28 protein-coding genes are annotated in these 22,265 nt (G+C 55.9%); 5 read left to right on the top strand and 23 right to left on the bottom strand.

The features are described from left to right. The first annotated feature begins 83 nt into the window (after positions 1-83). The 5 genes from ACESTR_RS00590 (at position 84) to ACESTR_RS00610 (ending at position 9,474) form a co-directional block, all read left to right on the top strand. Entirely contained in the window at positions 84-3,197 is a 3,114-nt protein-coding gene (locus tag ACESTR_RS00590) for a SusC/RagA family TonB-linked outer membrane protein (protein ID WP_039939965.1), read from the top strand. Between the two features lie 12 nt (positions 3,198-3,209). Then, a complete protein-coding gene (locus ACESTR_RS00595) occupies positions 3,210-5,021 on the top strand; it encodes a RagB/SusD family nutrient uptake outer membrane protein (protein WP_302267016.1) in 1,812 nt (603 codons plus the stop codon). A gap of 19 nt (positions 5,022-5,040) precedes the next feature. Then, positions 5,041-6,585, top strand: coding sequence for a calcineurin-like phosphoesterase family protein (locus ACESTR_RS00600; RefSeq protein WP_279182937.1), 1,545 nt, complete (start codon positions 5,041-5,043; stop codon positions 6,583-6,585). Between the two features lie 24 nt (positions 6,586-6,609). Further along, the gene (locus ACESTR_RS00605) at positions 6,610-8,313 is read left to right on the top strand and encodes a hypothetical protein (RefSeq protein WP_373178679.1); all 1,704 of its coding nucleotides are present in this window, start codon (positions 6,610-6,612) and stop codon (positions 8,311-8,313) included. A 78-nt stretch (positions 8,314-8,391) separates the two neighbouring features. After that, positions 8,392-9,474, top strand: coding sequence for a sugar phosphate isomerase/epimerase family protein (locus ACESTR_RS00610; RefSeq protein ID WP_130063020.1), 1,083 nt, complete (start codon positions 8,392-8,394; stop codon positions 9,472-9,474). A gap of 265 nt (positions 9,475-9,739) precedes the next feature. Here the strand turns inward: ACESTR_RS00610 and rplQ are convergent, their stop codons facing one another. The 23 genes from rplQ to rpsC form a co-directional block, all read right to left on the bottom strand. After that, positions 9,740-10,345, bottom strand: a complete 606-nt coding sequence (gene rplQ / locus ACESTR_RS00615) for a 50S ribosomal protein L17 (protein ID WP_009597587.1) — start codon at positions 10,343-10,345, stop codon at positions 9,740-9,742. A 2-nt stretch (positions 10,346-10,347) separates the two neighbouring features. Continuing rightward, complete coding sequence (locus tag ACESTR_RS00620; protein ID WP_009597697.1) at positions 10,348-11,340, bottom strand: DNA-directed RNA polymerase subunit alpha; 993 nt, start codon at positions 11,338-11,340, stop codon at positions 10,348-10,350. Between the two features lie 24 nt (positions 11,341-11,364). Further along, on the bottom strand, positions 11,365-11,973 hold the full coding sequence (gene rpsD / locus ACESTR_RS00625) for a 30S ribosomal protein S4 (RefSeq protein WP_009597605.1): 609 nt from the start codon (positions 11,971-11,973) through the stop codon (positions 11,365-11,367). A gap of 49 nt (positions 11,974-12,022) precedes the next feature. Beyond that, positions 12,023-12,412 carry a 30S ribosomal protein S11 gene (gene rpsK, locus ACESTR_RS00630; protein ID WP_009597689.1) on the bottom strand — a complete coding sequence of 130 codons (390 nt, stop codon included), beginning with the start codon at positions 12,410-12,412 and terminating at the stop codon, positions 12,023-12,025. A gap of 13 nt (positions 12,413-12,425) precedes the next feature. Continuing rightward, positions 12,426-12,806, bottom strand: coding sequence for a 30S ribosomal protein S13 (rpsM, locus tag ACESTR_RS00635; RefSeq protein ID WP_014775495.1), 381 nt, complete (start codon positions 12,804-12,806; stop codon positions 12,426-12,428). A gap of 37 nt (positions 12,807-12,843) precedes the next feature. Continuing rightward, a complete protein-coding gene (gene ykgO / locus ACESTR_RS00640; protein ID WP_010262443.1) occupies positions 12,844-12,960 on the bottom strand; it encodes a type B 50S ribosomal protein L36 in 117 nt (38 codons plus the stop codon). Between the two features lie 20 nt (positions 12,961-12,980). Then, positions 12,981-13,199, bottom strand: a complete 219-nt coding sequence (gene infA, locus ACESTR_RS00645) for a translation initiation factor IF-1 (RefSeq protein ID WP_009597667.1) — start codon at positions 13,197-13,199, stop codon at positions 12,981-12,983. 6 nt (positions 13,200-13,205) lie between these two features. After that, entirely contained in the window at positions 13,206-13,982 is a 777-nt protein-coding gene (gene map / locus ACESTR_RS00650) for a type I methionyl aminopeptidase (RefSeq protein ID WP_009597701.1), read from the bottom strand. A 28-nt stretch (positions 13,983-14,010) separates the two neighbouring features. Continuing rightward, the gene (gene secY / locus ACESTR_RS00655) at positions 14,011-15,387 is read right to left on the bottom strand and encodes a preprotein translocase subunit SecY (RefSeq protein WP_009597575.1); all 1,377 of its coding nucleotides are present in this window, start codon (positions 15,385-15,387) and stop codon (positions 14,011-14,013) included. A 22-nt stretch (positions 15,388-15,409) separates the two neighbouring features. Further along, the gene (gene rplO, locus ACESTR_RS00660; RefSeq protein ID WP_009597699.1) at positions 15,410-15,856 is read right to left on the bottom strand and encodes a 50S ribosomal protein L15; all 447 of its coding nucleotides are present in this window, start codon (positions 15,854-15,856) and stop codon (positions 15,410-15,412) included. A gap of 27 nt (positions 15,857-15,883) precedes the next feature. Further along, positions 15,884-16,126 (bottom strand): 50S ribosomal protein L30, encoded by a 243-nt coding sequence (gene rpmD, locus ACESTR_RS00665; protein ID WP_009597624.1) that lies wholly within the window; start codon positions 16,124-16,126, stop codon positions 15,884-15,886. A 14-nt stretch (positions 16,127-16,140) separates the two neighbouring features. Next, complete coding sequence (gene rpsE / locus ACESTR_RS00670; RefSeq protein ID WP_009597688.1) at positions 16,141-16,659, bottom strand: 30S ribosomal protein S5; 519 nt, start codon at positions 16,657-16,659, stop codon at positions 16,141-16,143. 6 nt (positions 16,660-16,665) lie between these two features. Continuing rightward, positions 16,666-17,028 carry a 50S ribosomal protein L18 gene (rplR, locus tag ACESTR_RS00675; protein WP_009597644.1) on the bottom strand — a complete coding sequence of 121 codons (363 nt, stop codon included), beginning with the start codon at positions 17,026-17,028 and terminating at the stop codon, positions 16,666-16,668. Positions 17,029-17,044: 16 nt separating this feature from the next. After that, positions 17,045-17,632: a 50S ribosomal protein L6 gene (rplF, locus tag ACESTR_RS00680; RefSeq protein WP_009597676.1), complete on the bottom strand. Its 588-nt coding sequence runs from the start codon at positions 17,630-17,632 to the stop codon at positions 17,045-17,047. 25 nt (positions 17,633-17,657) lie between these two features. Next, positions 17,658-18,056, bottom strand: a complete 399-nt coding sequence (rpsH, locus tag ACESTR_RS00685) for a 30S ribosomal protein S8 (RefSeq protein WP_009597633.1) — start codon at positions 18,054-18,056, stop codon at positions 17,658-17,660. 919 nt (positions 18,057-18,975) lie between these two features. Then, entirely contained in the window at positions 18,976-19,272 is a 297-nt protein-coding gene (gene rpsN, locus ACESTR_RS00690; RefSeq protein ID WP_009597626.1) for a 30S ribosomal protein S14, read from the bottom strand. A gap of 3 nt (positions 19,273-19,275) precedes the next feature. Then, positions 19,276-19,836 (bottom strand): 50S ribosomal protein L5, encoded by a 561-nt coding sequence (rplE, locus tag ACESTR_RS00695; protein WP_009597608.1) that lies wholly within the window; start codon positions 19,834-19,836, stop codon positions 19,276-19,278. Next, positions 19,836-20,159, bottom strand: a complete 324-nt coding sequence (gene rplX, locus ACESTR_RS00700; protein ID WP_009597581.1) for a 50S ribosomal protein L24 — start codon at positions 20,157-20,159, stop codon at positions 19,836-19,838. Before rplX ends, rplE begins: the two co-directional genes overlap by 1 nt. 20 nt (positions 20,160-20,179) lie before the next feature. Further along, the gene (gene rplN / locus ACESTR_RS00705) at positions 20,180-20,545 is read right to left on the bottom strand and encodes a 50S ribosomal protein L14 (RefSeq protein ID WP_009597702.1); all 366 of its coding nucleotides are present in this window, start codon (positions 20,543-20,545) and stop codon (positions 20,180-20,182) included. Positions 20,546-20,547: 2 nt separating this feature from the next. Beyond that, complete coding sequence (gene rpsQ / locus ACESTR_RS00710; RefSeq protein WP_009597655.1) at positions 20,548-20,802, bottom strand: 30S ribosomal protein S17; 255 nt, start codon at positions 20,800-20,802, stop codon at positions 20,548-20,550. A gap of 12 nt (positions 20,803-20,814) precedes the next feature. After that, positions 20,815-21,003, bottom strand: a complete 189-nt coding sequence (rpmC, locus tag ACESTR_RS00715; protein WP_009597619.1) for a 50S ribosomal protein L29 — start codon at positions 21,001-21,003, stop codon at positions 20,815-20,817. 12 nt (positions 21,004-21,015) lie between these two features. Further along, complete coding sequence (gene rplP / locus ACESTR_RS00720; RefSeq protein ID WP_009597694.1) at positions 21,016-21,444, bottom strand: 50S ribosomal protein L16; 429 nt, start codon at positions 21,442-21,444, stop codon at positions 21,016-21,018. A gap of 27 nt (positions 21,445-21,471) precedes the next feature. After that, on the bottom strand, positions 21,472-22,263 hold the full coding sequence (gene rpsC / locus ACESTR_RS00725) for a 30S ribosomal protein S3 (protein ID WP_009597687.1): 792 nt from the start codon (positions 22,261-22,263) through the stop codon (positions 21,472-21,474). Positions 22,264-22,265 lie beyond the last annotated feature (2 nt).

Consider the following 22,265-nt stretch of genomic DNA (forward strand, 5'->3'; position numbering starts at 1 on the left):
GGACAGGCGCACCGACCCGCGTCTGCCCCGCGGTGTTTTATCCCAAGACCAAAGACCTTAAAATTTTACTAATTTTACCAACTATGAAAAAACAGCTACGCACCTTAACAAAACTGTTGGCAGCGGTCATCGCATGCTGCCTGAGTGTGGCCGTGCACGCCCAGACGACAGTCCGCGGAACAGTCACCGACGCGGACGGCATGCCTCTCGTAGGAGCTACCGTGATCGTCATTACAGGCACTCAGCCGGGGGGGGGTACCACGACCGACGCAAACGGCAAGTTCGCTATTGCGGCGGCTCCCGGCCAGCGGCTCTCCGTTTCCTACATCGGCTACAAGGAGACTTCGGTCGAAGTAACCACCAAGACCGATTACGACATCCGGCTCGAAAGCGACAATGCGCAGATCGACGAAGTCATCGTCGTGGGCTACGGCACCCAGAAAAAGGTGAACGTGACGGGTTCGGTGGCCACCATCGACTCGAAGGCGTTCGACAAACGCCCGATCGTCTCGACCTCGGCCGCCCTGCAGGGCATGGCTCCGGGCGTCACCGTCACCACGCAGTCGGGCGCACCGGGCGATGACGGCGGCGCGATCCGCATCCGCGGCATCAACTCCTTCGGCGGCAGCTCGACCTCGCCGCTGGTGCTCATCGACGGCATCGAAGGCAGTCTGGACAGCGTCGATCCCAACCTGATCGAATCCATCTCCATCCTCAAGGACGCCGCGTCCTCCTCCATCTACGGTTCGCGCGCCGCCAACGGCGTGATCCTCGTAACCACCAAGCGCGGTTCGAAGGAGCGGTTCTCCATCACCTACAAGGGCTATGTGGGCTGGCAGTCGCCGACCGACCTGCCCGACATGGTCAATGCGCTCGAATTCCGCGAGCTGACACGCGCCATGTACCTCAACGACGGCGTGGACCTCAACGGCGAAAAGCCGGGCAGCACCCCCATTCCCGATTACAACGACGAGGATATGGCGCTATACCGCAAAAACTGGGGCAAGGACCCGGATCTTTATCCCAATACGGACTGGCAGGACGCCGTGCTGACCGGTTCGGGCTTCACCCACAGCCACAATGTTTCGCTCAGCGTGGGCAGCGAGCGCGTACGCATGCTCACCACGCTGGGATACGTGGATCAGGAAGGCATCATCAAAAATGCGGACTTCCAGCGTTACACGTTCCGCAACAACGCCGACGTCAAGTTCAACGACAAAATGTCGATGAAACTCGACCTTTCGTTCTCGAACGACGACCGCAAGGCCTCGCCCTATCAGAGCACGATCTTCAACTACATGAACACCCGTCCGGCCGACATTCCCAACCAATTTTCGACCGGTCTTTACAACGGTCTGGGAATGCAGGGCATGAACCCCGTAGCCCTGATGCTTTACGGCGGCAGCAACAACACCAACACCATACGGCTTTCGGGAGCCATCACGCTGACCTACGAGCCTGCAAAATGGCTCTCCCTGCAGGGCATGCTGGCGCCGCGCTACACGACCACCAACCGCCACAACTGGAAGAAGCCCGTTACGACCTATCAGGACTACAAAGGCACCTCCACGCTGACCTCCGCGTCCTATGCCACCCTCACCGAATCGGGTTCGCGCGCTTTCTACGGCAACTACAACTTTCTGGCAACGCTCAAGCACAACTTCAGCGGCCACGACCTGAAACTGATTCTCGGCGCCGAGCGCAACACGTACGACTATAAATACCTGATGGCCTACCGTCAAGTCTTCAATTACAACTACGACCAGATCGACGTAGGCGAAATCGACAACATGGACAACTCCGGCCGCCGTTACGAGTGGGCCATACAGTCCTACTTCGGCCGTCTGAACTACAACTACAAGGAGCGCTACCTGCTGGAGGCCAACCTGCGTATCGACGGATCGTCGCGCTTCAACAAATCGAACCGCTGGGGTTACTTCCCCTCGGTATCGGGTGCATGGCGTATCTCCGAGGAGCCGTTCATGCAGGATGTCAAACACATAATCGACGGATTGAAACTCCGCGCATCGTACGGTACGCTCGGCAACCAGAACCTTGCCGGCGGCGACGCAGCCAGCTACTATCCCACCACGCAGAACCTCGCGATGGGACAAATCTCGATGAACGACAATATCTACTCGCTCGTCACCCTCAACACGCTGGCCAACCCCGACATTAAATGGGAAACCACCACGATGCTCGACGTCGGCGTGGATTTCTCGCTTTTCAACAAGCTCAACATCACGGCCGACTGGTACCGCAAGGAGACCAAGGACATTCTGATGAAACTCGACATGCCCCTCGGCATCGGTCTCAACGCTCCCTACCAGAATGCGGGTAAGGTCCGCAACACAGGCTGGGAGGTAAGCGTAGGTTACAACAACCAGTGGCGCGACTTCTCGTTCGGCGTGCAGGCCAACCTGTCCGACGTCAAGAACGAAATCCTCGACATGCGCGGCAAGACCTCGACCAGCGGCGTGCTGCGCAATCAGGAGGGTTATTCCATCGGCAGCATCTATGCGCTGAAAAGCCTCGGCATCATCCGCACGCAGGAGGAGGCCGACTGGGTCAACGCCAACTGTCCGCAGTTCAAGGAAACCGTCCAGATCGGCGACATCCGCTATGCCGACATCGACGGCAACAACTCGATCGACGAGAACGACAAAGACATCGTCGGCAGCACGATCCCCCGCTACACCTACAGCCTGAACCTGAACTTCGGCTGGAAAGGGCTGCGTCTGGGTCTGCTGTTCCAAGGCGTCGGCAAAACGGACGGTTATCTGAACACCTATTACGTAATGCCCAGCAACCAAGGCGGTACGTTCCGCAAGGAGCACCTCGACTGGGCGAGCGCAGAGAATCCCAACGGCAAGACTCCGCGTCTGACGAGTGCGAACAAAAACAACTGGTACGACTCGTCGTTCTGGATGAAAAGCGCCGCTTACCTCCGTCTGAAGAACATCCAGCTGGGCTACGAACTGCCCAAGTCGTGGATGCACCGGATCGGTCTCAATTCGGCCTATCTTTACGTCAATGCGCAGAACCTCTTCACGGTCACCAACTTCTGGGACGGCTACGACCCTGAGGTGGGTTACGGAGGCGATTCGAGCGGCGACTTCGACGTCGTGAAACTCGGCTCGGCGAACAACTATCCGCAGGTAAAGATCGTTACGGTCGGACTCGAACTCAAATTTTAACGCATTACAACCATGAAAAACAAAATAATCACCGCCATAGCGCTCTGCAGTCTCTTCATCACGGGCTGCTCGCTCGACAAAGCATATCTCAACGGTCCGAATGCGTCCACGTTCCCGGCTACGAAATCGGAGGTGGAAGCGGGCGTCTTCGCGACCTACAAGGGCCTTACCCTGATCGACGCATCCTCGACGCCGTTCCCCGGCATTCAGGACAATGCTTCCGACATCGGCGCATCGCGTATCAACGCCGCCAACTACAACTACCAGCAGCAGTCGAAACTCCCGCCTTCGAACGCATGGGTGACTAAGGTCTACACCCAAATCTACAAAACCGCAGCCCGCGCCAATCTCGTACTGGACGGCATCGACAACGTCCGCGAGCTGATGAGCGAGCAGGAGTACAATATGTATAAAGCCGAGCTGCTGCTCGTCCGCTCCTTCCTCTACGACTGGGGCTGCCAGCTTTACGGCGACATCCCCTACATCGACCACACCCTGAAATTGGGCGACACCTACACGCGCACGCCGAAAGAGGAGGTGATTTCACGGATTCTCAACGAAGATCTTGCGGACGAAATGCTCGACTTTCTGCCGATCCGCCACAACAAGAACAGCTACGGATCGGCACGTCTGGGACGCGCAGGCGCCTACGGACTCAAAGCCCGCATCTGTCTGAACTGGAAATATTACGAAGAGGCGGCCTATTATGCCGACAAAGCGCTGAAGCTGGCCGAAGAGGGCGGATATTCCCTTCAGGCATACGACATCCGCTACTGCGGCGAAGACCACACGAAGGGCGAACCCACTCCCTCCAACCTGTTCGGCATCAACGGTCACAAGAACAGCGACGAATGGATTTGGGCCTTGCAGTACAATACGGCAATCTCCAGCAACCAGCACAATGCCGGCTATTATGCGGCGCCGCGTATCGCAGGCGGCTGCTCCTACTTCAGCCCGACGCAGGCTTTCCTCGACGCCATCCAGTGCACGGACGGCAAGTCGATCGTGGAATCGCCCCTGTTCGATTACCAGAATCCGTGGAAGAACCGCGACCCGCGTCTCGATCTCTTCTGCGTACGTCCGGGTTCCCGCGTACTGGGCATGCAGTTCGAGACCAATCCTTCCGCCCAGACCATCAAGAACTACAATGACAAAGAAGAAGGCGTAGACGTCGCAAACTCGGAAGCCTACGGCAGCAAATCGGAATACGGCGCCAACGGTTCGAAAGGCCCGTGCGGTTATTTGTGGCGCAAATACCTCGACATTCAGGAGTACAAATACAACAATGCATTCGGCACCAGTTCGGTATGCGTGCTGAGCTATCCGCTGATGCGTCTGGCCGAGCTTTATCTGATCCGCGCCGAAGCCAACATCGAGTGGAACGGCGGTGACCTCAGCGTCGCCAAAGCCGACATCGAAACGATCCGCAGCCGCGCACACATGCCCGGTCTCGGTGAAAATCTCAGCCGCGACGGCCTGCGTTCGGCGCTGCGCTACGAGCGTATGGTCGAACTCTGCAACGAGGGTTTCCGCTGGTTCGACATCCGCCGCTGGGATATGGCCGAATCGGTCATCTCCGGGACGCTCTACGCACCGGCTCTCGACGGTTCGGTATCGAACGCCGTACCGACGATCGACTCCGACTGGCACGTAACCTACAACGGCCAGACGTTCGACGGCAAGGATATGAACCTGCGCAGATTCATCACGATGTCCTACGACCCGATGAAAGACGCCCTGTGGCCCATTCCGGAGGACGAGCGCATCGCCAATCCGCTGATAACCCAGAACCCCGGTTATGCCGGTCATTCAATCGAGGAATAACAATAAAAACAAACACACCATGATACAACGGCTATACAGACTGCTGCTTCTCTTCTGCTCGATCGCGGTTTTCGCGGCCTGCTCGGACAGCGACGGCAATGACAATAACGGCGGAAACGGCGGAGAGATCGTTCCCGACGGCGGCGACACCTACGGATATGTCACGGACGCAAACGGCAACCCCGTTCCGGGGGTTGTCGTCAGCGACGGCTTCACCTGCACGCAGACCGACGCCGAGGGCCAGTATGTGCTGACCCGCAACGCGGAATCGGGCTTCGTCTTCTACTCCCTGCCTTCGGGCTACAAGGTCAACATGCACAAGACCTACAAACTGCCCAAGTTCTTCACCAAACTCAAACCGGAAACCGCCCGCTACGACTTCACGCTGACGGCGCTGGACGCTCCCGAAACCCGGTTCGACCTGATCTGCATCGGCGACCCCCAGATCAACGAGGCGGCGCACGCCGTCCGGTTCAAGCGCGAAGCGGCCAAGGACATCCGGGAGTATTCCGCCTCGGCCGACATTCCGTGCTACGCCATCCACCTCGGCGACTTGGTGAACAACAAATGGGCGCTCTACAGCAACATGGTGGTGGCCCTGCAGCCCGAACAGACGGGAATCCCCGTATTCTCGACCATCGGCAACCACGACCACGAATTCCCGACGGCCAACGAGAAGGAGGCCCGCGCGAAATACGAAAGCTTCTTCGGTCCGGTGGACTATTCGTTCAATCGCGGCGACGTGCATATCGTATCGATGGACAACATCATCCACGAATGTCAGGAGAGCGCGGGTTACACCGGCGGTTTCAGCGCCGAGCAATACGAATGGCTGAAGCAGGACCTGAGCTATGTTCCGAAGGATAAAATGGTGATCCTGTGCGTTCACATTCCCTTCCGCAACAGCAATTACGCCAACTACGACGAAGTGCTGGAGCTGCTCTCGCAGTACAAATACGCAACGATCATGTCGGCCCACACCCACTCGAACATCAACCACATCCACACCAAGAACGGCAAGGAGATCTTCGAGCACATCACGGGCACCTCCTGCGGCGCATGGTGGCGCTCGACCGTCTGCACCGAAGGCACGCCCATCGGCTTCGGCATCTACCGCATCGACGGGGCCGCGATGAAGGAGTGGACCTACAAATCGGTGCAGCACGACGAAGAGTTCCAGATCCGGCTCTACCGCGGTTCCGACAAATTCACCGGCGGCGGCGACGCTTCGTACTACTTCTCGAAGAAAAACGCCGGCCAGATCGTCGCGAACATCTGGAACTGGGACCCCGCTTGGACCGTCAATGTCTATGAAAACGGCGCGAAAACCGGCACCATGACCCAGTATTCGGACAAGGACGCATGGACGGTGGCCTACCACATCGGCATCCTGAACAACAGCAGCAGCTACAACAAGTCCACGGATCACATGTTCTATTACACGCTGACGAATCCCGCTGCGGACGTAAAGGTCGAGGCGATCGACCGCTTCGGCAACAAATACGAACAGACGGTCTTCACCGACCCCGATTCGCATCCCGGCATATATCATCTGGATTATTAAAAACAGACTAAGAACCGAACCTATATGAAAAAGTTATTATTATTCCCCTGCCTGCTTCTGGCGCTCGGCCTGAGTTCGTGCGAATCGTCGGACGACGAAATCATGAGCATCGAACTGGTCAGCCCCAAAAAACTTGCGGTTACGACCGAGTTGGCGACCGCCTCTTTCAAATGGGATGCCGTCACAAAAGCGGAAGGCTATGCCTATGCTTTGGACAACTCCACCGAATACACGACCGTCGACGCTGCGACTACGACACTGAAACTGACCCGACTTTCGCGCGGTTCGCATACGTTCCGCATCTATGCCGTCGGCAATCAGGGACACACGACCGACTCGGCCGAACGGACCATCGATTTCGACATCGACCCGATGCTTCCGACTCCGGCGCCGTCATGCACCAGAGGCGAAGCCGCAGACGAGGTCGTCGTCACATGGCAAGCCGTCAAAGGCGCCATCGGCTATGCCTACAAATTCAACGACGAGACGCAATGGACCGAAGTCGGAGCCGACGTATTGAAAATCACCAAGAGCGGATTCGATCCGGAAGCGAAAAACACCTTTACCATATACGCCAAGGGCCAACTGCCCGATTCGGAGGATTCGGAGGAGCTTACGCTTCCGTTCCAGCTGATCGACACTTCGGAGGGCGTATGGGCAAGGACTTCCGACGGAAGCCTGTACGAACTCAAAGAGTCGGAATCCGGCATCTATACCGCTGCGATCACCTGCAAGGCCTCGGACGACATCACCATCCTGATTGAGAACACGCCTTACGGGTTCACCGCTTACAGCGGCAACGGCGGCATCGGAACCGTAAACAGCGTTTATGCGACCGTCCCGTTCTACACCTACCCGGCAGCCGTATACTACGTGCGGGAAAGTCTCGGACAAATGACGGCCAAGACCGAAGATGCTGATATAAATAAATTCTGGGTCAATGTTTCGGGATCGACCTGCAAAATAGACGTCGAGATCGACTGCACCAACGCCGACAAGACTCCGCGCTATCGTCTGAAACTCGTCGAGAACGAAGATCCGTCGATCGTTCTGGAACAGTATTTCGATCTGATGGTATACGGAGGCGACTGGATCCAGACGGGGAAAGTGGCAAGCAGCGGCAGAAAACTGGCATCCACGAGTCCTGCGGCCATCAACGGCACCGAACCTGCCACGGCTACTGCAAGTTACACGACGTTCGGCATAAACATCAGTTCCGACAAGGATGCGGCACCGGCCTATCTCGCAAACCGGGGACTGACGGATTGGGGCATCAAATACTGTTATGAGTTTCCGGGATATGTCCGTCTCTCCAATTCGGCTTCGGGTTCGAATATGTATTACGGAGTGCTGACCACGCCCAAACTGTCAAAACTGACCGCGGCATCGACCGTCACCGTCACATTCGACGCCGTCCGGTTTGCATCGGAACACGACATTCCCGTCAAAGTACTGAATGCCGGAACAATCGCTTCGGCACAAGTGGTCGTCGAAGGCAGCGGTTCGGCCGCGTCGATCGCTCCGGAAAGCGGCGGCAAGTCGATCAATATCACATCGGCGCACTGCCCCAAACACGGAAACGAGGCCTTGAAGAAATGGTCCAATTTCTCGATAACCATCGAAGGCGCGACGGCGGAAACCCAGATATGCTGGGATACGACAGGTGCAGGATCTACCAGCGCCAACGGCCGTATCTGTCTGGACAACATCGTTGTCAGGAAAAACTAAACGAACACTTTCACACGATCCGGCGGGCGGAGGGACAATCCCCCGCCCGCCGATCGTTTACAATCAACCTCCTGCAAAATGAAAAAAACGCGGATACTTCCGCTGCTGGCCGCCGCGCTCCTCTGCAACTGCGGAGGCTCCGACGACAAGGGTCCGGAAACGGGCGACGGCAAAATCACCGTCGTCGAACCGATGACGGCGTTGGGCGCCCCGAACGACGACATCTCCCGGCTGCAGCTCAAACCGGGCAAACTGATTACACTCAAACAGGTCAACACGACCAACTGCAAACGCGCCGCAGCGGCCGGCATGTGCATCGACATCATGGCACAGGACGCCACCGTCTTCGCCGAAGGAATGACCGACGCGAAACTCGACGCACTGTTTTCCGAGGCGGGAGCGGCAATCGGCTCCGCCGCCGCAAACCTGTGGGGCGTCCATCTGCCCTACCGGACATACGACATCTCGGCAACCGACGAAACGGCCCGCACCACGGCCGTAGCGAAACTCAAAGCAGTGATAACCAGCGCCATGAAACACATGTCACCCAAGCATTTCGTAATTCACCCCTCCACCGGCACGATACTCACCACCGGAAGCGACTTCGCGGCACGCAAGGTCCAGAGCCGGAAATCGCTCAGGGAATTACAGACCCACATCGCGTCCTGCAATTCGACGTACGGCCTGCACACGATTCTCTGCGTGGAAAACTGTCCCCGAAGCGTCGCCTACGATGCCGAAACGATGCTCGCCCTGCTCAGCGGCGAGGGGCTGGAGCAGGTGCGCGTCTGCCTCGATACGGGCCACGCCCTGATTCCGCTGAACGGGTCGTATATCAATCCGACCAGAAACGGCGACGCCGTCGCCATACTCCGAAAGCTCGGCACACGCCTCGGCACGCTGCACATCCAGCAGAATCGCGGCGCCGAAGGGCAATCCGGCACGCTGGACAAGCACCTGCAGCCTTACGACGGAGGACTGATCGACTGGGGAGAGTTCTATTACGAACTGCTGAAAAACAACCGTTACCGCGGCTGTTTCCTCTACGAAGTCTCCTTCACGGACACCTACGACGGTACGACGGCCACGATCGAATCCGCCAAAGCGAATTACACGGGCCTCGTCTATCCGGCCTTCACCCATAGGCTGAACCGCCAATAGGCCCCGGCAGCCGGACGACGGACGGACAAGGGACAAGAGAATGTCTCCGAACCGGCAAAGTTTCCGCCCGCCGGCAGGAGTAACGGACAAACCATCCGCCGCACTCCTCCCGCACGACAACGAATCTTTCCGCCGAACGACAAATCCTTTCACACAAACGACAAATCCTTCGCATAAACGACAGATTCACCCGCACAAACGACAAAAATCCGGACACCCATCGGGGTATCCGGATTTTCCGATCGTTTTCCGATTAAACGGAAAACTACATTTTCTTGCCCACGTTGGTCTTCTTAGCAACCTTCGGAGCGGCAACCTTGGCAGCTTTGGGAGCGGCCGGTTTCGCAGCCTTCGGAGCTGCGGCCTTCTTGGGTGCGGCTTTCTTGGCTTCGCCCTCGACAACGGTAGCCTCCTCGACGGCATCGGTCTTCTTCGCTGCGGGTTTGCGCGAACGACGCGTCTTGGGTTTAGCCTCGGCTGCGGCTGCGGGAGCGATGCCCAGCGTGTAAGCATCGTTGAAATCGACGAACTCGATGATGCACATGTCGGCAGCGTCGCCCAGACGGAAACCGGTCTTCAGGATGCGGGTGTAACCGCCCGGACGATCGGCGATCTTCGGCGCGATGGTGCGGAACAACTCGGTTACGGCCTCTTTCTGCTTGAGGTACGAGAAAACGATACGGCGCGAGTGCGTCGTGTCGTCCTTCGACTTGGTCACCAGCGGTTCGATGAACTGGCGAACGGCCTTGGCTTTGGCAACGGTGGTCTCGATACGCTTGTGCAGGATGAGCGACGAAGCCATATTCGACATCAACGCTTTACGGTGTCCCGCCTGACGGCCAAGGTGGTTAAAATTCTTATTGTGTCTCATAATTAATCTTTGTCAAGTTTGTAGATTGATACGTCCATACCGAACTTAAGGTTGAGCGAGGTCAGCAACTCGTCAAGCTCCGTCAAAGACTTCTTGCCGAAGTTGCGGAACTTCAGCAGGTCGTTGCGGTTGAGCTTCACGAGGTCCCCCACGGTGTCCACGTCGGCGGCTTTCAGACAGTTCAGGGCGCGGACGCTCAGGTCCTGATCCGAGAGCTTGGTCTTCAGCAGCTGGCGCATGTGGAGTACGTCCTCATCGAACTCTTCGGCACCGTTCGTGTCTTCCATGTTGACGGTGATCTTCTCGTCGGAGAAGAGCATGAAGTGCTGGATGAGAATCTTCGCGGCCTCTTTCAGAGCCTCCTTGGGGTGAATCGACCCGTCGGTAGTAATTTCCAAATTCAATTTCTCGTAGTCGGTCTTCTGCTCGACACGATAGTTTTCGATGGAATACTTCACGTTCTTGATCGGGGTGAAGATCGAGTCGATCGGAAGCGTTCCGAACTCGCACTCGGCGGGAGTATTCTCCTCGGCGGGTACGTAGCCGCGGCCCTTGCCGATGGTCAGCGTCATCTGCATCTTCGTGCCGGGCGCGAGGTGGCAGATCACCAGATCGGGGTTCAACACCTTGAAGAACGAGAGGTAATTCGAGATATATCCGGCAGTCAGCTCCGTCACACCCGCAACGTTAATGGAGACCTTCTCGGCATCCTGATTATCGACTGTGCGGATAAAACGAACCTGCTTCAGATTGAGGATGATTTTCAACATATCCTCCATCACGCCGGGGATAGCGGCAAACTCGTGGTCGACACCGGCTACCTTGACAGTCGTGATTGCGTAACCCTCCAGCGAAGAGAGCAGAATACGACGCAAAGCGTTACCGACAGTCATACCGAATCCGGGCTCCAGCGGCCGGAACTCGAACTTTCCGAACGATGAAGTGGATTCAAGCATAATAACCTTTTCAGGTTTCTGGAATGCTAATATTGCCATAATATATTTGAATTTGTTTGATTACTACTTCGAGTACAACTCGACGATGAGCTGCTCCTTGATGTTTTCAGGGATCTCCTCGCGCTCAGGCTTCTGCAGGAACTTGCCGCTCATCGAGGCGTTATCCCACTCAAGCCAAGCGTAGCGGCTCTTCGAACCGCCGGCCAGAGATGCCGAAATCACTTCCAGACTCTTCGACTTCTCGCGAACCGACACGACGTCACCCGCACGCAGCGAGTACGAAGGAATGTTCACGACGTTGCCGTTCACACAAATATGGCAGTGCGAAACGAGCTGGCGGGCAGCTGCACGCGTCGGGGCGATACCCAAGCGGTAAACAACGTTGTCCAGACGGCATTCGAGCAGCTTCAGCAGGTTCTCGCCCGTGATGCCGCCCATACGGGCCGCCTGATCGTACGTGCGTGCGAACTGCTTCTCCAGCAGACCGTACGTATACTTGGCTTTCTGTTTTTCGCTCAACTGCGTGCCGTACTCCGACACTTTCTTGCGCTTACGCGCCAGACCGTGCTGTCCGGGAGGAAAGTTGCGCTTTTCGAGCACCTTGTCCGCACCGTAAATAGCTTCGCCGAACTTTCTGGCGATCTTCGATTTTGGTCCTATGTATTTTCCCATTGTTTTGACTTTTTTAAAACCTTAGAAATATTCCTTACCCCGACGCAGATTATACGCGGCGGCGGTTAGGAGCACGGCAACCGTTGTGCGGCAGCGGAGTTACGTCGATGATCTCCATCACCTCGATACCTGCGCCGTGAATGGTGCGCACGGCCGACTCACGACCGGCACCCGGTCCCTTGACATACACTTTCACCTTGCGCAGGCCCATGTCGTAAGCGACCTTCGCGCAGTCGGCCGAAGCGGTCTGTGCGGCATACGGAGTATTCTTCTTCGAACCACGGAAACCCATCTTACCGGCCGAAGACCAACTGATGACGTCACCCACCTCGTTGGTGATGGTGATGATCACGTTGTTGAAAGTGGAGTGTACGTAAGCGTTACCCACGGCACCGACCTTAACAACCTTTTTCTTAACTGTTCCAGTTTTCTTTGCCATAATTCTCTAAAGATTACTTTGTTGCCTTTTTCTTGTTTGCGACAGTCTTCTTGCGTCCCTTGCGGGTGCGGGCGTTGTTCTTGGTCGACTGACCGCGAACGGGAAGACCCAGACGGTGACGGATGCCGCGGTAGCAGCCGATATCCATCAGACGCTTGATGTTGAGCTGGACGGCCGAGCGGCATTCGCCTTCGACTTTGATGCCCATGTCGGCAATCGTCGAACGGATTGCGCCGACCTGGTCGTCCGACCAGTCCTGTACTTTGAGGTCGTAGCTGATGCCAGCGACTTCGAGAATCTTGCGAGCCGTCGAACGACCGATACCGTAGATATAGGTCAAGCCGATCTCGCCTCTCTTATTTTTTGGTAAATCTACACCGACTATACGTGCCATATAAATTCTTTTTCTTCTTTAATAAACCGTTTAAACATTACCCTTGGCGCATTTTAAACTTGGGATTCTTCTTGCAAATGACGTAGAGTTTCCCCTTACGCTTCACAATCTTGCAATCCTCGCTTCTCTTCTTGATGGATGCTTTTACTTTCATGATTTTCAAGCAATCTAATGTTATTTGTACCGGAAAGATATACGTCCCTTCGTCAAATCGTAGGGCGTCATCTCCACTTTAACTTTATCTCCGGGAAGGATTTTGATGTAGTGCATACGCATCTTCCCTGAGATATGGGCGGTGAGCACGTGTCCGTTGTCCAGCTCGACGCGGAACATCGCGTTGGACAGGGCCTCGATGATCGTGCCGTCCCTTTCAATAGCAGCCTGTTTAGCCATAGAGTCTTACTTGTTAATTGCCTGTTCGATGATACTAAAGTCCGTCAGCACGTCGGGACCGTCTTTACGGACCGCGACGGCGAACTCGTAGTGCGCCGCGGGTTTGTGGTCGCGCGTGCGGACTGTCCAGCCATCCCTTTCGAAAACCACCGCTTTGGTCCCCATGTTTATCATGGGTTCGATACAGATGACCATTCCCTCCTTGAGGAGCGGTCCTCTGCCGCGGGCGCCGTAGTTCGGAACACCGGGGTCTTCGTGCATCTTGCGACCCAAACCGTGTCCCTCCAACTCCCGCACCACGCCGTAACCGAAGCTTTCGGCATACTCCTGCACGGCTGCCGACACGTCGCCTACGCGGTTGCCGGCTTTAGCCTGCGCCGTACCTTTATAAAGAGCCTCTTTGGTGACCTCCATAAGCTGCCGTACTTCCTCGGCAACCTCTCCGACGGCGAACGTATACGCCGAATCACCAACAAACCCCTTCATAAACGTACCGCAATCGACCGAAACGATGTCGCCCTCCTTGAGGACGCATTTCGAGGATGGGATACCGTGAACTACCTGTTCGTTTACCGATACACACAACGAAGCGGGAAATCCCTGATATCCGAGGAAGGCGGGAACTGCTCCGTGCGCGCGGATGAAATCCTCGGCAATCGAGTCCAAAAACTTGGTGGTGACACCCGGACGGATGTGGCGTCCCACCTCCGCCAGTGTCTTCGACACCAGTATATTGTTCTCGCGGAGCAGCTCTATCTCCTCGTCTGTCTTTATATATATCATTCTTCGCTAAGAACTCTTCGGAAAACTCCTAATGACGACCCTGAATACGTCCGGTCTTCATCAGACCATCGTAGTGGCGCATCAGCAGGTAGCTCTCGATCTGCTTCAGAGTGTCGAGCACCACGCCGACCATAATCAGCAGCGACGTACCTCCGTAGAAGTAGGCGAACGCCTGCTGTATGCCCAAGAACTTCATCGCCAGAGCGGGCAGAATCGCCACGATGGCAAGGAAGAACGAACCGGGGAGCGTGATACGCGTCATGATGGTGTCGATGTAGTTCACGGTCTGCTTACCCGGTTTCACACCCGGAATAAAGCCGCCGTTTCGCTTCATGTCATCGGCCATCATTTGAGGATTGATGATAATCGCGGTGTAGAAGTAGGTGAACGCGATTACCAGCACTGCAAGCGTGAAGTTGTACCAGAAGCCGGTCATCGAGCTGAAAGCAGCCGCGAAAGCCGTCCCGGAGAACAGCGCCGGAATAAACATCAGAGCCTGCGCGAAGATGATAGGCATCACATTCGCGGCATTCATCTTCAGCGGAATGTACTGACGTACGCCGCCGTACTGTTTGTTACCGACGATACGCTTTGCATACTGTACAGGGACCTTGCGGACAGCCTGCACGAGGGCGATCGTCGCCATGAAGACGAGGAACAGGAGCACCAGTTCGAGGATAAGCATGATGGCGCTGCCGCTGGCGGTCTGGAAGCGCGCATTGACCTCGGCCAACAGCGCATGGGGCAGACGTGCCACGATGCCGATCATGATTATCAGCGAGATACCGTTACCGATACCCTTGTCCGTGATCTTCTCGCCGAGCCACATGATGAACATGGTACCCGCGATCAGGATCGTCGTCGCATAGGCAACGAAGCCGAACGAGTTGCCGTAAACGAATGCAGTGGGGACCTGATGATACAGGTTGGCGATATACGCCGGACCCTGCAGGATCAGCACGCCGATCGTCAGAAAGCGCGTCCACTGGTTCATCTTGCGGCGGCCGCTCTCACCTTCCTTCTGCATTTTCTGGAAATACGGGATCATCATACCCATGAGCTGGATGATGATGGAGGCGGTGATGTACGGCATGACTCCGAGCGCAAGAATCGCGGCGTTGCCGAATGCGCCGCCGGAGAATACGTTCAACAGACCCAGCAGTCCGTTGCCCTCCAGCTGGCTGGCGTAAGCCGACCCCTCGCCCAAGGCGTTGGGGTTGATGCCCGGAATCACTACGAAACTACCCAAGCGGTAGACCAGCAGCAGCCCGATCGTGTAGATCACACGTTTGCGCAGCTCCTCGATCTTGTAGATATTCTTGAGCGTTTCAACCAATTTCTTGTTGGTCGCCAAAAGAGCGATTACCACTAAAAAGACGACGCCAACAACGAGATACTGATTCATAATTTTCGGTTTCTAAGGGTTCCTAGAGTTTTTCGACGCTGCCGCCCGCGGCCGTGATGGCCGCTTCGGCGCTCTTCGAGAATGCGTGAGCCTTTACGCTCAGCGCCTTGGTAACAGCGCCGTTACCGAGGATCTTCACCTTGTCCTTCGACGAGATGAAACCTGCGGCGATAAGCGTGTCTACCGTGATCTCGGCGAGCGACTTCTTGGCGGCCAGCTCCTCGATGGTCGAGAGGTTGATCGCCTTGAATTCAACGCGCTTCAGGTTGGTGAAACCGAACTTGGGGAGACGACGCTGGAGCGGCATCTGACCGCCTTCGAAGCCCAGCTTACGCGAGTAACCCGAACGCGACTGCGCACCCTTGTGACCACGCGTGGCCGTGCCACCGTGACCCGAACCGGCACCGCGACCGATACGTTTGTCGTGGTGCGTTGAACCCTTTGCAGGTTTGAGATTATTGAGTTCCATCGTAAAATTACTTCTTAGCTGTTAAACTTATTCTGCTGCTGCCTCCGTAGCCTCGGCTTTCTTAGCCTTGGGCGCTGCAGCCTTCTTGACGGCTACCTCTTCCACTTTGACGAGGTGCTTCACACGCTCGATCATGCCTTTGATGATCGCCGAGTCGTCGTGCTCGACGCTCGCGTTGATCCTCTTCAGTCCCAGCGCGTCGAGGTTTTTGCACTGACGCTCGGTTGCGCCGATGCGGCTTTTGACTTGGGTGATTTTCAATCTTGCCATTTGTCTCTACGAAATTAACCGTTAAACACCTTGTCCATCGAGATACCGCGCAGGCGGGCGATGCTGTGCGCATCGCGCAGCTCGCAGAGAGCGCCGATGGTAGCCTTCACCAAGTTGTGGGGGTTCGACGAACCTTTACTCTTGGCGAGCACGTTCTTCACGCCCACCGACTCCAGCACGGCACGCATGGCGCCGCCGGCGATGATACCCGTACCGGGAGCGGCCGGGCGGATCATGACGAGCGAACCGCCGAAACGGAGCTCCTGCTTGTGGGGAATCGTACCGTTGATAACGGGGATCTTCACAAGATTCTTCTTTGCGTCCTCCACGCCTTTGGCGATGGCCGACTGAACCTCCGAAGCCTTGCCCAGACCGTAGCCTACGACGCCGTCCTCGTTACCGACGACGACAATGGCCGAGAAACTGAATGTACGACCTCCCTTGGTTACCTTGGTAACACGCTGAATGCTTACGAGTCTGTCCTTAAGCTCGAGATCGCTAGTGCGTACTTTCTTTATGTTGGTATTTGACATAATCGCTTAGAATTTAAGACCGCCTTCGCGTGCTGCTTCGGCCAGCTGTTTAACTCTTCCGTGATACAGGTAGCCGTTGCGGTCGAACGCTACGGACGAAATGCCTTTGGCGGCAGCGCGCTCGGCAGCCAGTTTGCCCACGAGGGCGGCTACTTCGCACTTGTTCTTGCCGGCGGCGGCTTCCGCCACCTCTTTGTCCAGCGAGGATGCCGCAGCCATGGTCACACCTGCAAGGTCATCAATAAACTGCACGTAGATCTGCTTGTTGCTACGATATACAGTCATGCGAGGCTGTTCGGCGGTTCCGCTCACGATCTTGCGGATACGCATCTTGATCCTCTCTCTTCTTTCTATCTTGTTCAATGACATAACTCTAGACTATTTACTATTTAGCACCTGCTGATTTGCCGGCCTTGCGACGCAACTGCTCGCCGACGAACTTGATACCCTTGCCCTTGTACGGCTCCGGCTTGCGCAGCGAACGGATCTTGGCGGCGACTTGGCCGATGAGCTGCTTGTCCATGCTCTTCAGCGTTACGATCGGGTTGCCCTTCTTCTCCGTCACGGCGGTAGCGGTCACCTCCTTGGGAAGCATGAAATGCGTGTCGTGCGAGTAACCGAGACTCATTTCGAGAATCTGGCCCTTGACTTCGGCTTTGAAACCGACGCCCACGAGTTCCTGTTTGATTTCGTAGCCCTTCGATACGCCGACGACCATGTTGTTGATCAGCGCGCGGTAGAGACCGTGCAGCGAACGGTGGCGGGGCTGGTTGGTAGGACGCGATACGAGCACGGCGGGAACTTCGTTTCCGGTGTGGATGTCCTTGTGCGTGCCGACCTCTACCTTGATGTCCGAGTCCACTTTCTGACTCAGCGTCCCGAGTGGCCCTTTCACGCTTACCACATTGTCGGCCGAAACCTCTACGGTAACGCCGGCGGGCAGGTTTACAGGTAATTTACCAATTCTTGACATTGTTGTTCTTGTTTAAAAATTTCCGTTAGTAGATGTAGCACAGCACCTCGCCGCCCACGTTTTCCTTACGGGCCTTGGCGTCGGTCATGATGCCTTTCGAAGTCGAGAGCACGGCGATGCCCAGACCGTTCAGCACGCGGGGCATGTCGGCCACCGACACATACTGGCGCAGACCCGGACGGCTCACGCGCTTGAGGTCCTTGATGGCGTTGCCCTTGGTGGCAGCGTCCCATTTAAGGGCGATTTTGATCGACGGATGACCTTTCTCGTCGGTGTCGAATTTGTAAGCGAGGATGTAGCCCTGCTCGTAAAGAATCTTAGTGATTTCCTGCTTAATTTTTGAGCCAGGAGCTTCAACCACCTTGTGGTTGGCTTTCACTGCGTTTCTAATTCTGGTCAGAAAGTCCGCAATAGGATCAGTCATAACGAATAGAAGTTAAAAATTAATGAATTAGTTAATTATTTGGTCCTCAGCGCCTTGAATCTTTCAACAGACTCGCCGCCGCTTCGGATGTTTTTCGTTTTGCGCCTCACGTTCAGCGCTTTTGCGCTCTCCGACAGGCCTTTCGGCATGGGGATAAAGCGCGCAAATATACATATTATTTCTCAAAAAACCAAGTTACGAGCCTATTTTCAGCGTTTTAAGTGCCGATGCCGGAATACGGACAATGTTAGCACTGAGGTGTTGCTAACATGACCCGTACAAAAATTCCCATCGACAACCGTCCGCCTTTCAGGAGAAGATTCCGTCCGACGACGCTGCGGCGGCTTTCCGCCCGCCCGTCACGCCACATCCGCGTCCACACGCGCCACCCCGTCATTCAACGGGTTACGCCGTGCCGTACGCATTTTGCGCGGTCTCTCTCCGGCCCCTCGGTCCGAGAAATTTGTAACCAAATGCCTAACCCCTCGATTTCCGCCCCGCCGCCGAGAAGTTACCGCTTGCGGCGGCACTTTCCTCGACATTGCGACGTAACTACTCGGGTTCTGCACCCATATAAGCCCCGATCTCTGCGGTATCGGACTGCGGCACGCTTCATCGGCCTGCGCACAATCGCCGGGTTCACGCTCCGCATTCCGGGTTTCCCCCTCCTGCAAAGCCCCTCTCCGACGCCGGGCCGTCTCAGCGACAGCCGTCCGTCCACGGGCTTGCGCCCTCAAAATCCGGACTCGTATCCGGGATTTCTCCTTCAGATGAGCTTAACCGGCAAACCTTGTCCCTCCCTTCGGACGAACTTAGCCTACCTTAGAGCCTTCATAGCCCTACTCCCCTCCCCCTTCGGATTGCCTCCCGGCAGAAAATGAATTTTCGGATACCGGATATGATCCGGCATCCGAAAATATTACCAGCTTGCTTTCGTAACGCCGGGGATCAGACCCTTCGAAGCCATCTCGCGGAACTGGATACGGCTGATGCCGAACAGGCGGATATAGCCCTTGGGACGGCCCGTGATCTTGCAGCGGTTGTGCTGGCGGATCGGATTCGAGTTGCGGGGCAGCTTCGAAAGCGCAACCCAAGCCTCCTCGTGGTCGATCTCACCGCTCTTCAACTTGGCAGCAATCTCCTCGCGCTTGTGTGCATAGCGGTTTGCGAGTTTCACGCGTTTTACCTCGCGTGCCTTCATTGACTCTTTTGCCATAGCTTATTGATTCTTTTTAGCGTTTTTGAAAGGAAGGCCGAATTCGCGGAGCAGCGCGTAAGCCTCCTCGTCGGTCTTGGCCGTGGTAACGAACGTAATCTCCATACCGAAGATCTTGGTGATCTTGTCGATGTCGATCTCCGGGAAGATAATCTGCTCGGTGATGCCGAGGGTGTAGTTGCCCTGACCGTCGAACTTCTCGTTGATACCCTTGAAGTCGCGGATGCGGGGCAGAGCCACGGCGATCAGACGCTCCAAGAACTCGTACATCTTCGTATCGCGCAGCGTCACGCGCACGCCGATGGGCATGCCCTTACGCAGCTTGAAGTTGGAGATGTCCTTGCGCGAACGCGTCTGCACGGCTTTCTGGCCCGTGATCTGCGTCAGCTCGGCCTCGGCCACGTCGATAAGCTTCTTATCGGCTACAGCCTGTCCCATACCCTGATTGATAACGATCTTCGTGAGCTTCGGGCACTGCATGACGCTCGAATAACCGAACTCCTTCATAAGGGCGGGTTCGATCCGCTCCTTATATTGTGTCTTGAGTGTAGGTACGTATGCCATTATTTGATCTCCTCCCCTGACTTTTTAGCGTAACGGACTAATTTACCTTTTGCATTGAGCTTACGACCGACCTTCGTGGGTTTACCGCTTTTGGGGTCGAGCACCTGCAAGTTCGAGATGTGGATCGCCGCTTCTTTCTCGACGATGCCGCCTTGGGGATTCTGCGCGTTGGGTTTGGTAGCCTTCTTGCAGAGGTTCACGCCTTCGACGATGGCACGCTGCTTCGTAACCTCGACCTTCAGGACTTTGCCCTGCTGGCCTTTGTTGTCACCGGCAATGACTTGGACCATATCCCCTTTCTTAATATGTAATTTCACTGACATATCCGAAATTGTTTTTATGATTACAATACTTCGGGTGCGAGGGAGATAATCTTCATATACTGGTCGCGCAGCTCACGAGCTACGGGGCCGAATATACGAGTACCGCGCATTTCACCCTGGTTGTTAAGCAGCACCACGGCGTTGTCGTCGAAACGAATGTACGAACCGTTGGCGCGTCTGATTTCCTTGGTCGTTCTTACGACAACCGCTTTCGACACGGCGCCCTTCTTGACGTCGCCCGAAGGAGTCGCGCTCTTGACAGCCACCACAATCTTATCACCGATAGATGCGTAGCGGCGCTTGGTGCCGCCGAGCACCCGGATGCAGAGGACTTCCTTCGCACCGCTGTTATCAGCTACTATGAGTCTACTTTCCTGCTGTACCATAATTACTTAGCTCTTTCAATGATTTGTACTAATCTCCAACGCTTCGTCTTGCTCAGCGGGCGGGTTTCCATGATGCGCACGGTATCGCCCTCCTTGCAGGTCTCGTCGAGGCTCTCAGCGACGAACTTCGTCGTCTTGTTGACGAACTTACCGTAAATGGGATGCTTCACTTTGCGTGCGACCGCAACCACAATGGTCTTTTCCATTTTGTTGCTGACAACCACCCCAATACGCTCTTTTCTAAGATTTCTTTCCATAGTTATTCCTTATTAGGCGTTCTTTTGACGCAGGATTGTCAGCATGCGAGCTATATCTCTGCGATTTTTCTTAATGATAGAAGGGTTCTCGACGGGAGACACCGCGTGCTGCACCTTCAGCTTCGCCAGCTGCGCCTTTTCGGTCTCGATGCGCTCCTGCAGGTCCTTGATCGAAATATCCTTGATTTCTGCACTTTTCATCTTGTCGTCTCGTTAGATTGTGGTTTCGACGTAGTCACGCCGTACGATAAACTTGGTGGTAATAGGCAGTTTCTGGGCACCCAGACGCAGGGCCTCCTGCGCGATTTCCAAGGGCACGCCTTCCGCCTCGAAGAGAATACGTCCGGGAGTAACGGGCGCCACGAATCCTTCGGGATTACCCTTACCCTTACCCATACGCACCTCGGCGGGTTTCTTCGTGATGGGTTTATCGGGGAAGATGCGGATCCAGAGCTGACCTTCACGCTTCATGTAACGGGTGATGGCCTGACGGGCCGCCTCTATCTGACGACCTGTGATCCAAGTCGATTCAAGTGCCTTGATTGCGAACGATCCGTATGCAAGTTGGTTACCTCTCTGAGCGATACCTTTCATACGACCCTTCTGCATTCTTCTAAATTTGGTCTTTTTCGGCTGTAACATTGTTGTTTTGCTTTAAAAAGGTCCGACTTACTTATTGTTGTTGTTGCGACGACGGTCACCACCGCGGTCGCCACGGTCGCCGCGTCCTCCGCGACGGTCTCCGCGGCCGCGACGGTCTCCGCGATCACCGCGCTCGCCACGGTCCCCCGAAGGAGCCTGCGCCGATGCGCCTGCAATCTCGAACAGGTCACGCTTGCCGTACACGATGCCTTGGCAGATCCAAACCTTCACACCCAGAATACCCACTTTCGTGAGCGCCTCGGTCAGGCAGAAATCCACGTCGGCACGGAACGTATGCAGCGGAATACGCCCCTCCTTGATGGTTTCGCTGCGGGCCATCTCGGCACCGCCTACACGGCCGGAAACCTGAATCTTGATACCCTCGGCGCCCATGCGCATGGTCGATGCCACGGCCGTCTTCACGGCGCGGCGGAACGATACGCGGCCCTCCAGCTGGCGGGCGATGTTCTGGCCTACGATGACGGCATCCACCTCAGGACGCTTTACCTCGAAGATATTGATCTGAATCTCCTTGCCGGTGAGCTTCTTCAGCTCTTCCTTGAGCTTGTCGACCTCCTGACCGCCCTTGCCGATGATGATGCCCGGACGGGCGGTGGAAATGGTTACCGTAACCAGTTTCAGCGTGCGCTCGATGATGATCTTCGAGATGCTTGCCTTGGCCAGACGGACATTCAGGTATTTGCGGATCTTGGCGTCCTCGACCAGCTTCTCGGAGAAGTCTTTGCCGCCGAACCAGTTGGAATCCCAACCGCGGATGATACCAAGACGATTTGCTATCGGATTAACTTTCTGTCCCATCT

This window comes from Alistipes sp. DJF_B185 (assembly GCF_964250025.1).
Classification (GTDB): domain Bacteria; phylum Bacteroidota; class Bacteroidia; order Bacteroidales; family Rikenellaceae; genus Alistipes; species Alistipes finegoldii.

Excerpts from the sequence above, each read along its gene's own strand:
- ACESTR_RS00610 (WP_130063020.1), top strand. The coding sequence starts at position 8,392 with ATGAAAAAAACGCGGATACTTCCGCTGCTGGCCGCCGCGCTCCTCTGC.
- rplN (WP_009597702.1), bottom strand. The coding sequence starts at position 20,545 with ATGGTACAGCAGGAAAGTAGACTCATAGTAGCTGATAACAGCGGTGCG.
- ACESTR_RS00595 (WP_302267016.1), top strand. The coding sequence starts at position 3,210 with ATGAAAAACAAAATAATCACCGCCATAGCGCTCTGCAGTCTCTTCATC.
- rpmD (WP_009597624.1), bottom strand. The coding sequence starts at position 16,126 with ATGGCAAGATTGAAAATCACCCAAGTCAAAAGCCGCATCGGCGCAACC.
- rpmC (WP_009597619.1), bottom strand. The coding sequence starts at position 21,003 with ATGAAAAGTGCAGAAATCAAGGATATTTCGATCAAGGACCTGCAGGAG.
- rpsH (WP_009597633.1), bottom strand. The coding sequence starts at position 18,056 with ATGACTGATCCTATTGCGGACTTTCTGACCAGAATTAGAAACGCAGTG.
- ACESTR_RS00600 (WP_279182937.1), top strand. The coding sequence starts at position 5,041 with ATGATACAACGGCTATACAGACTGCTGCTTCTCTTCTGCTCGATCGCG.
- rpsC (WP_009597687.1), bottom strand. The coding sequence starts at position 22,263 with ATGGGACAGAAAGTTAATCCGATAGCAAATCGTCTTGGTATCATCCGC.
- rpsQ (WP_009597655.1), bottom strand. The coding sequence starts at position 20,802 with ATGGAAAGAAATCTTAGAAAAGAGCGTATTGGGGTGGTTGTCAGCAAC.
- ACESTR_RS00620 (WP_009597697.1), bottom strand. The coding sequence starts at position 11,340 with ATGGCAATATTAGCATTCCAGAAACCTGAAAAGGTTATTATGCTTGAA.
- rpsE (WP_009597688.1), bottom strand. The coding sequence starts at position 16,659 with ATGTCAAATACCAACATAAAGAAAGTACGCACTAGCGATCTCGAGCTT.
- rpsM (WP_014775495.1), bottom strand. The coding sequence starts at position 12,806 with ATGGCACGTATAGTCGGTGTAGATTTACCAAAAAATAAGAGAGGCGAG.
- map (WP_009597701.1), bottom strand. The coding sequence starts at position 13,982 with ATGATATATATAAAGACAGACGAGGAGATAGAGCTGCTCCGCGAGAAC.
- rplR (WP_009597644.1), bottom strand. The coding sequence starts at position 17,028 with ATGTCATTGAACAAGATAGAAAGAAGAGAGAGGATCAAGATGCGTATC.
- rplQ (WP_009597587.1), bottom strand. The coding sequence starts at position 10,345 with ATGAGACACAATAAGAATTTTAACCACCTTGGCCGTCAGGCGGGACAC.
- rplE (WP_009597608.1), bottom strand. The coding sequence starts at position 19,836 with ATGGCATACGTACCTACACTCAAGACACAATATAAGGAGCGGATCGAA.
- rplF (WP_009597676.1), bottom strand. The coding sequence starts at position 17,632 with ATGTCAAGAATTGGTAAATTACCTGTAAACCTGCCCGCCGGCGTTACC.
- rpsN (WP_009597626.1), bottom strand. The coding sequence starts at position 19,272 with ATGGCAAAAGAGTCAATGAAGGCACGCGAGGTAAAACGCGTGAAACTC.
- rplX (WP_009597581.1), bottom strand. The coding sequence starts at position 20,159 with ATGTCAGTGAAATTACATATTAAGAAAGGGGATATGGTCCAAGTCATT.
- rpsK (WP_009597689.1), bottom strand. The coding sequence starts at position 12,412 with ATGGCAAAGAAAACTGGAACAGTTAAGAAAAAGGTTGTTAAGGTCGGT.
- rplP (WP_009597694.1), bottom strand. The coding sequence starts at position 21,444 with ATGTTACAGCCGAAAAAGACCAAATTTAGAAGAATGCAGAAGGGTCGT.
- infA (WP_009597667.1), bottom strand. The coding sequence starts at position 13,199 with ATGGCTAAACAGGCTGCTATTGAAAGGGACGGCACGATCATCGAGGCC.
- rplO (WP_009597699.1), bottom strand. The coding sequence starts at position 15,856 with ATGGAACTCAATAATCTCAAACCTGCAAAGGGTTCAACGCACCACGAC.
- ykgO (WP_010262443.1), bottom strand. The coding sequence starts at position 12,960 with ATGAAAGTAAAAGCATCCATCAAGAAGAGAAGCGAGGATTGCAAGATT.
- rpsD (WP_009597605.1), bottom strand. The coding sequence starts at position 11,973 with ATGGGAAAATACATAGGACCAAAATCGAAGATCGCCAGAAAGTTCGGC.
- secY (WP_009597575.1), bottom strand. The coding sequence starts at position 15,387 with ATGAATCAGTATCTCGTTGTTGGCGTCGTCTTTTTAGTGGTAATCGCT.
- ACESTR_RS00590 (WP_039939965.1), top strand. The coding sequence starts at position 84 with ATGAAAAAACAGCTACGCACCTTAACAAAACTGTTGGCAGCGGTCATC.
- ACESTR_RS00605 (WP_373178679.1), top strand. The coding sequence starts at position 6,610 with ATGAAAAAGTTATTATTATTCCCCTGCCTGCTTCTGGCGCTCGGCCTG.